The 7,605-nt window shown below is 60.4% G+C and carries 6 protein-coding genes; 5 read left to right on the top strand and 1 reads right to left on the bottom strand.

Going from position 1 to position 7,605, the window contains the following annotated elements; genetic code table 11:
- Positions 1–81: 81 nt before the first annotated feature.
- Positions 82–2,523 carry a penicillin-binding protein 1A gene (locus tag PMI37_RS01355; RefSeq protein WP_008077253.1) on the bottom strand — a complete coding sequence of 814 codons (2,442 nt, stop codon included), beginning with the start codon at positions 2,521–2,523 and terminating at the stop codon, positions 82–84.
- 215 nt (positions 2,524–2,738) lie between these two features.
- On the opposite strand from PMI37_RS01355, the gene PMI37_RS01350 reads away from it, so the two are divergent.
- The 5 genes from PMI37_RS01350 to pilQ are packed head-to-tail and all read left to right on the top strand — an operon-like array spanning position 2,739 to position 7,602.
- Positions 2,739–3,803: a pilus assembly protein PilM gene (locus PMI37_RS01350; RefSeq protein WP_008077252.1), complete on the top strand. Its 1,065-nt coding sequence runs from the start codon at positions 2,739–2,741 to the stop codon at positions 3,801–3,803.
- Positions 3,803–4,369, top strand: coding sequence for a PilN domain-containing protein (locus PMI37_RS01345; protein WP_008077251.1), 567 nt, complete (start codon positions 3,803–3,805; stop codon positions 4,367–4,369). The genes PMI37_RS01350 and PMI37_RS01345 overlap by 1 nt, the downstream gene beginning before the upstream one ends.
- Complete coding sequence (pilO, locus tag PMI37_RS01340) at positions 4,366–4,989, top strand: type 4a pilus biogenesis protein PilO (protein WP_008077250.1); 624 nt, start codon at positions 4,366–4,368, stop codon at positions 4,987–4,989. The genes PMI37_RS01345 and pilO overlap by 4 nt, the downstream gene beginning before the upstream one ends.
- Positions 4,986–5,513 (top strand): pilus assembly protein PilP, encoded by a 528-nt coding sequence (locus tag PMI37_RS01335; RefSeq protein WP_008077249.1) that lies wholly within the window; start codon positions 4,986–4,988, stop codon positions 5,511–5,513. The genes pilO and PMI37_RS01335 overlap by 4 nt, the downstream gene beginning before the upstream one ends.
- Positions 5,514–5,526: 13 nt before the next feature.
- Complete coding sequence (gene pilQ, locus PMI37_RS01330; protein WP_008077248.1) at positions 5,527–7,602, top strand: type IV pilus secretin PilQ; 2,076 nt, start codon at positions 5,527–5,529, stop codon at positions 7,600–7,602.
- The last annotated feature ends 3 nt before the right edge of the window (positions 7,603–7,605 follow it).

The following is a 7,605-nucleotide window of genomic DNA, read 5'->3' as shown; positions in this document are numbered from 1 at the left end:
CTGCGATCTTTTGATCTTGGACACCAGGCAATAAAAAGCCCCGCACTTCTCACGAAGGCGGGGCTTTTTAATACCGCTGGATCAGAACAAATCGATCGGTGCCTGCTCATCCGCCGGCAACGGGCTGCCCGGCGCCGTGCCATTGCCCAGCTCATTCACCGACGGCGGCGTGTCTTCAGCCTTGAACAGCTCGAAGTACGCGCCCGGCGTGCTCGGCGTCGCCGCACGGCCACTGACCGGGTCCACGCGCAGGCTCAGCAAGCCTTCCGGCTCAGGCTGCACGTGCGGTGGCTTGTCCTTCAGCGCCGCCGACATGTAGTTCATCCAGATCGGCAGCGCCACGGTGCCACCGAACTCGCGTCGACCTAGGCTTTCCGGCTGGTCGAACCCGGTCCAGACCGTGGTCACGTAATCGGCGTTGTAACCGGAGAACCACGCATCCTTCGATTCGTTGGTGGTACCGGTTTTACCGGCGATGTCGCTACGGCCCATGGCCAATGCCCGGCGACCGGTGCCGAGCTTGATCACGTCCTGCAACATGCTGTTGAGGATGTAGGTGGTGCGGCCATCGACAACCCGTTCAGCCACGGCGGGCGTTTGCGGTGCCGCCGCCGTGCCCGGCGCTTCGCCTGGAATGGCGTTGACCGAAATCGAGTCGGTGTGCGGCGCGGCAATGCCGTCGGTCGCTGCAGTACCCTGCGGTACGGTCGGCGGGTTGGCGACGAACAGCGTGTCGCCGTTACGGCTTTCAACCTTGTCGATGATGTACGGGGTGATCTTGTAGCCGCCGTTGGCGAAGGTGCTCCAGCCGGTAGCAATCTCCATCGGCGTCAGCGTCGCGGTGCCGAGTGCCAGCGACAGGTTTGGCGGCAGATCCTGTTTGTTGAAGCCGAAGCGAGTGATGTAGTCGATGGTCTTGCTCACGCCCATCGCTTGCAACAGGCGGATCGACACCAGGTTGCGCGACTTGTACAAACCTTCGCGCAAACGAATCGGGCCGAGGAAAGTGTTGGTGTCGTTCTTCGGACGCCAGACCTTGTCCAGGTACTCGTCGACAAACACGATCGGCGCGTCGTTGACCAGGGTGGCAGCGGTGTAGCCGTTATCCAGTGCGGCGCTGTAGACGAACGGCTTGAAGCTCGAACCCGGCTGACGCTTGGCCTGCATGGCGCGGTTGTAGTTGCTCTGCTCGAAGGCGAAACCGCCGACCAGCGAACGGATCGCGCCGTTCTGCGGATCCAGCGACACCAGTGCGCCCTGCGCCTGCGGGATCTGGCTGAATTTCAGCGAATTGTCCTTCTGACGCTGCACGCGAACCAGGTCGCCCACCTGCGCGACATCCGACGGCTGGCGCGGAGCGGCGCCCATGCTGTTGGTGTTAAGGAATGGGCGCGCCCATTTCATGGTGTCCCATGCCACATGCTCTTCGCCGGTGCGGGTCAGCACTTGCAGGCCGTTCTTGTCGACCTGCGTAACGATGGCCGGCTCCAGGCTGCTGATGGTGCGTTGCTTGGTCAGCTCGCTGGCCCAGGCTTCGCGGGTCTTGCCCGGCAGGCGCGACTCGGGGCCACGGTAGCCGTGACGCTGGTCGTAGGTCATCAAGCCTTCGTGCAGCGCGGTGTTGGCCATTTCCTGCAGGTTGCTCGGCACCGTGGTGGTGACGCGGAAACCTTCGGTGTAAGCGTCGCTGCCATAACGGCCGACCATTTCGGCACGGGCCATTTCGGCGATGTACGGTGCGTTCACTTCCGGGGTTGGCACGTGATAGCTGGCGTTCAGCGGCTCGTTGATCGCGGCGGTGTAATCCGCCTCGGTGATCTTGCCGAGCTTGTACATGCGCCCGAGGATCCAGTCGCGGCGTTCTTTACTGCGCGCCGGGTTGGCCAGCGGGTTGAAGCGCGACGGGGCTTTCGGCAGGCCGGCGATCATCGCCATCTGCGCCAGGCTGACGTCACGGATCGACTTGCCGTAATACACCTGCGCCGCCGCCTCGATGCCGTAGGCACGGTTACCCAGGTAGATCTTGTTGACGTACAGCTCAAGAATCTCGTCCTTGGTCAGCTGCCGTTCAATCTGCAGGGCCAACAGAATTTCGGTGGTTTTGCGCGAGAAGCTGCGTTCGCTGGTCAGGAAGAAGTTCTTCGCCACTTGCATGGTGATGGTGCTGCCGCCGGACTGAATGTGCCCGCTCTTGACCAATTGGGTCGCGGCGCGCATCAGGCTGCTCGGATCGACGCCATAGTGGTTGGCGAAGTTGTCGTCTTCAGCACTTAGTAACGCATTAATGAAATTGGGGGGAATGTCGGCGAAACGGATCGGCGTACGGCGCATTTCGCCAAATTCTGCGATCAACTTGTTGTCGCTGCTGTAGACCCGCAACGGAATCTGCAACTGAATGCTTCTCAGGGCCTCCACAGACGGCAAACCCGGACTAAGGTAAAGATAGGCGCCGCTGAGACCTAAAAGCAGTCCGCAGAAAACGGCGACGATGGACCAACCGAAAAATTTCAGCAGACGAATCAAGGCGTTTGGACATCCAGGCAAAGAATGAATTTGGCGACGGGGTTCCGGTTACACACAGAACGGCCCGCGCAGGCAGTAAAAAGCGGAAAAAAACGCTGGGCATTATAAGCACTTTTCCGTCGGAGGCGTCATTGGCGCTTCTGTCAAGACGGGGTGAAGGAACGCAATGCGTATTACAGAGTCCGTAACTCACGGAAAGTCATAGGGAATTGGTAGTGCTGGGACTCTTCAATAAAAAGACCAATACGTTACTGGGGATCGACATCAGCTCCACGTCGGTGAAGCTGCTGGAACTGAGCCGTCAGGGTGATCGCTACCGGGTCGAGGCGTACGCGGTGGAGCCATTGCCGGCGAATGCCGTGGTCGAGAAAAACATCGCCGAGCTTGAAGGCGTGGGCCAGGCCCTGAGTCGCGTGCTGGTCAAGGCACGCACCGGGCTTAAAAGCGTGGCGGTGGCGGTGGCCGGTTCTGCGGTGATCACCAAGATCATCGAAATGGACGCCGGGCTGTCCGAGGACGAGCTGGAGAACCAGCTGAAGATCGAAGCCGACCAATACATTCCCTATCCACTGGACGAAGTCGCCATCGATTTCGAAGTCCAGGGCGTGTCACCGCGCAACCCCGAACGGGTCAACGTGTTGCTGGCCGCCTGTCGCAAGGAAAACGTCGAAGTCCGTGAAGCGGCACTCGCGCTGGCCGGGCTGACGGCGCGGGTGGTCGACGTCGAGGCCTACGCGCTGGAGCGATCATTCGGCCTGCTGGCGACGCAACTGGCTGCTTCGCAGGAGCGCCTGACCGTCGCCGTGGTCGACATCGGCGCGACCATGACCACCCTCAGCGTCCTGCACAACGGCAAGATCATCTATACCCGCGAACAGTTGTTCGGCGGCCGCCAGCTGACCGAAGAAATCCAGCGTCGTTACGGCCTGACAGTTGAACAGGCCGGGCTGGCGAAGAAGCAGGGCGGTTTGCCCGACGATTACATCAGAGAAGTCTTGCAGCCGTTTCGCGAGGCTTTGGTGCAGCAGGTGTCGCGCTCGCTGCAATTCTTCTTCGCTTCCGGCCAGTACAACGCGGTCGATCACATTCTGCTGGCCGGTGGCACGGCGTCGGTGCCCGGGCTGGACCGGCTGATCGAGCAGCGCCTGAATACGCCGACCCAGGTCGCCAACCCGTTTTCCGACATGGCCCTGAGCAGCAAGGTCAACGCCGGGGCCCTGGCGAGCGACGCGCCGGCCCTGATGATTGCCTGCGGGCTCGCGCTCAGGAGTTTCGACTGATGGCGCGGATCAACCTTTTACCCTGGCGCGAAGAGCGCCGAGAGGAGCGGCGCAAACGCTTCCTGCTGACGTTGATCGGGGTGGTGGTCGGCTCGGTGGGAGCGGTGTTGATTGCCGATCAGATCATCAGTGCCGCCATTGAGCGACAAATGGCGCGCAACGACTACATCAGCAAGCAGATCGCCGTGGTCGACGAACGGATCAAACAGATCAGCGAGCTCAAGGCGCGCCGCCAGCAACTGGTCGAACGCATGCGCATCATCCAGGACCTGCAGGGCAACCGGCAGATCAGCGGGCGGATTTTTGATCAACTGGCGCGCACGTTGCCGGACGGGGTGTATTTCACCGACGTGAAAATGGCCGGCAAAACCCTGTCGATCAGCGGTGCTGCCGAATCGAACAATCGCGTTTCCGAGTTGATGCGCAATCTTGATGCTTCCGACTGGTTTGACGCGCCGAGCCTGAACGAAGTGAAAGCGACCTCGGCCGACCAGGTCGAGCAGGCCAACGTGTTTCAATTGACCGTTCGTCAGACCCAGCCGAAGACTGTGGAGGACGCGCCATGAAGCCGTCCGAATGGCTGGAGAGTCTGCGCAACATCGACTTCAACGATCTGGATACCAGCAATATCGGTTCCTGGCCGGCCGCAGTTAAGGCCATGGCCGGCGCGCTGTTGATGGTGCTGGTGTTGGCGCTTGGCTATAACTTTTTCATCAGCGACATGGAGAACCAGCTCGAGGCCAAGCGAGAAGAGGAGGCCACGCTCAAGGAACAGTTCGCCAGCAAGGCGCATCTGTCGGCCAATCTGGAGCTATACACCCAGCAAATGAAAGAGATGGAAAATTCGTTCGGCGTGTTGTTGCGGCAATTGCCCAGTGACACCGAAGTGCCGGGCCTGCTCGAAGACATCACCCGCACCGGTCTGGGCAGCGGGCTGGAATTCGAAGAAATCAAATTGCTGCCGGAAGTCACCCAGCAGTTTTACATCGAGCTACCGATTCAGATCACCGTCACCGGCGCCTATCACGACCTCGCCACCTTCGTCAGTGGTGTGGCCGGGCTGCCGCGCATCGTCACCCTGCATGATTTCGAGCTGGCGCCGGCCAACCCCGAGGGCGGGCCGAAGCTGCGCATGAGCATCCTCGCCAAGACGTACCGCTACAACGACAAGGGGCTGGCGAAATGACCCCGATGCGTTATCTGGCCTTGTCGATGGTTTTGCTGGTGCTGCATGGCTGTGGCGGTGGCGATGACTTCAGCGACCTCGACGCCTACATGAATGAAGTGCGCCTGCGCCCGGCCGGCAAGATTGAACCTACGCCGACATTCCGGTCTTACCCCACATTCACTTACAGCGCCGCCAACCTGCGCAGCCCGTTTTCGCGGCAGGTGCGCGTCGATCTGGCCGGGCAGCGGCATGGCTCGCGCAACGTCAAACCCGACCCCAACCGGGTCAAGCAATACCTCGAAGGTTTCAACATCGAGCAGTTCGAGATGGTCGGCACGATCTCCAATGTTTCCGGCTCCTTTGCGCTATTGCGTGGGGCGGGCGGGGTGCATCGGCTGAAAGTCGGCGATTACCTGGGACGCAATGACGGCCGCATCGTCGCCATCAGCGCCACTCAGGTCGAAGTCGTCGAAATCGTCCCCGACGGCGAAGGCGCCTGGCTGGAGCGTCCGCGCACCATTCCTTTGAAAGAGCACTCATAGTGGAAGTCGAACAATGAACAGGATTTTCTCCACCCTCGGTTTTTCGCTATGGATAGCGCTGATGTCGCCGATGGTACTCGCGGCCAATCTGAAGACGCTCGACGTGGCGGCGTTGCCGGGGGATCGCGTCGAGTTGAAGCTGTCGTTCGACGGCCCGCCACCACCGCCCAAGGGCTACACCACCGAATCGCCGGCGCGGATCGCCCTCGATTTGCCGGGTGTCGCCAGCCAGTTGGCGAGCAAGAATCTTGATCTGGGCAGCGGCAACGCGCGCACCGCGACGGTGGTTGAAGCCAAGGACCGCACGCGGCTGATCGTCAGCCTCACACAGCTTGCGCCTTACACCACGCGGGTCGAAGGCAATAATTTGTTCGTGGTGGTGGGGCAAGGCGCGCCGGTTGCAGCACCGCGCCCGGCCACCGTTGCACCGCGCCCGGCGCCAGCAGCGCCGGTCAAGGCGTCCGTAGCGAAAGCACGAGCCATTCGCGGCGTGGATTTCCAGCGCGGCACGGCGGGCGAAGGCAATGTCGTCATCGATCTGGCTGACCCGACCATCGCCCCGGACATCCAGGAACATGACGGCAAAATCATCCTCAGCTTCGCCCGCACGCAGTTGCCGGAAAAATTGCGTGTGCGTCTCGACGTCAAGGATTTCGCCACCCCGGTGCAATTCGTCAATGCCGGCGTGAGCGGTGATCGCACGGTAATTACCGTCGAGCCCAGTGGCACGTACGAGTACTCGACCTTCCAGACGGATAACAAGCTGACCGTCAGCGTGCGGCCGATGACCGTCGACGATCTGCAAAAGCGCAATGCCGATCGCAACAGCTATGTCGGCGAAAAGCTGTCGCTGAACTTCCAGGACATCGACGTGCGCTCGGTGCTGCAACTGATCGCCGACTTCACCAATCTCAATCTGGTCGCCAGCGACACGGTGCAGGGCGGCATCACCTTGCGCCTGCAAAACGTACCGTGGGATCAGGCGCTGGATCTGGTGCTGAAAACCAAGGGCCTGGATAAACGCAAGATCGGCAATGTGCTGCTGGTAGCGCCGGCCGATGAAATCGCCGCCCGCGAACGCCAGGAACTGGAATCGCAGAAACAGATCGCCGAACTGGCGCCGTTGCGCCGCGAACTGTTGCAAGTGAATTACGCCAAGGCTGCGGACATCGCCAAGCTGTTCCAGTCGGTCACCAGTGCCGAAGCGAAAATCGATGAGCGTGGCTCGATCACCGTCGATGAGCGGACCAACAACATCATTGCCTATCAGACCCAGGACCGACTCGATGAGCTGCGGCGGATCGTGGCGCAACTGGATATTCCGGTGCGGCAAGTGATGATCGAGGCGCGCATCGTCGAGGCCAACGTCGATTACGACAAGAGCCTGGGCGTGCGCTGGGGCGGTTCCATCCAGAACAAGGGCAACTGGAACACCTCCGGGGTCAGCAACGGTTCATCGACAACCATCGGCACGCCGGGCAGCACCAGTACCAACTCACCGTTCGTCGACATGGGCACGGTCGGTAATACCTCGGGAATCGGTATCGCCTTCATCACCGACAACGTATTGCTCGACCTTGAGCTGACGGCGATGGAAAAAACCGGTAACGGCGAAATTGTCTCGCAGCCGAAAGTGGTCACTTCCGACAAGGAAACCGCGAAAATCCTCAAGGGCACCGAGATTCCTTATCAGGAAGCCAGTTCCAGCGGCGCCACGTCGGTGTCGTTCAAGGAGGCCTCGCTGTCGCTGGAAGTCACCCCGCAGATCACCCCTGACAACCGCATTATCATGGAGGTCAAGGTCACCAAGGATGAACCGGACTACTTGAACAAAGTGCAGGATGTACCGCCGATCAAGAAAAACGAGGTCAACGCCAAGGTGCTGGTCAATGACGGCGAAACCATCGTGATTGGCGGCGTTTTCTCAAATACTCAAAGCAAGGTCGTAGATAAGGTGCCATTTCTTGGCGATGTGCCGTATCTTGGCCGCCTTTTCCGGCGTGATGTGGTTTCGGAGAAAAAATCCGAGCTGCTGGTATTTCTCACACCACGTATCATGAATAACCAGGCGATTGCTGTGAGTCGTTGATTC

Source organism: Pseudomonas sp. GM80 (genome assembly GCF_000282515.1).
In the GTDB taxonomy this organism is placed as follows: Bacteria; Pseudomonadota; Gammaproteobacteria; order Pseudomonadales; family Pseudomonadaceae; genus Aquipseudomonas.
This window is presented reverse-complemented; position numbering and strand designations above follow the sequence as displayed.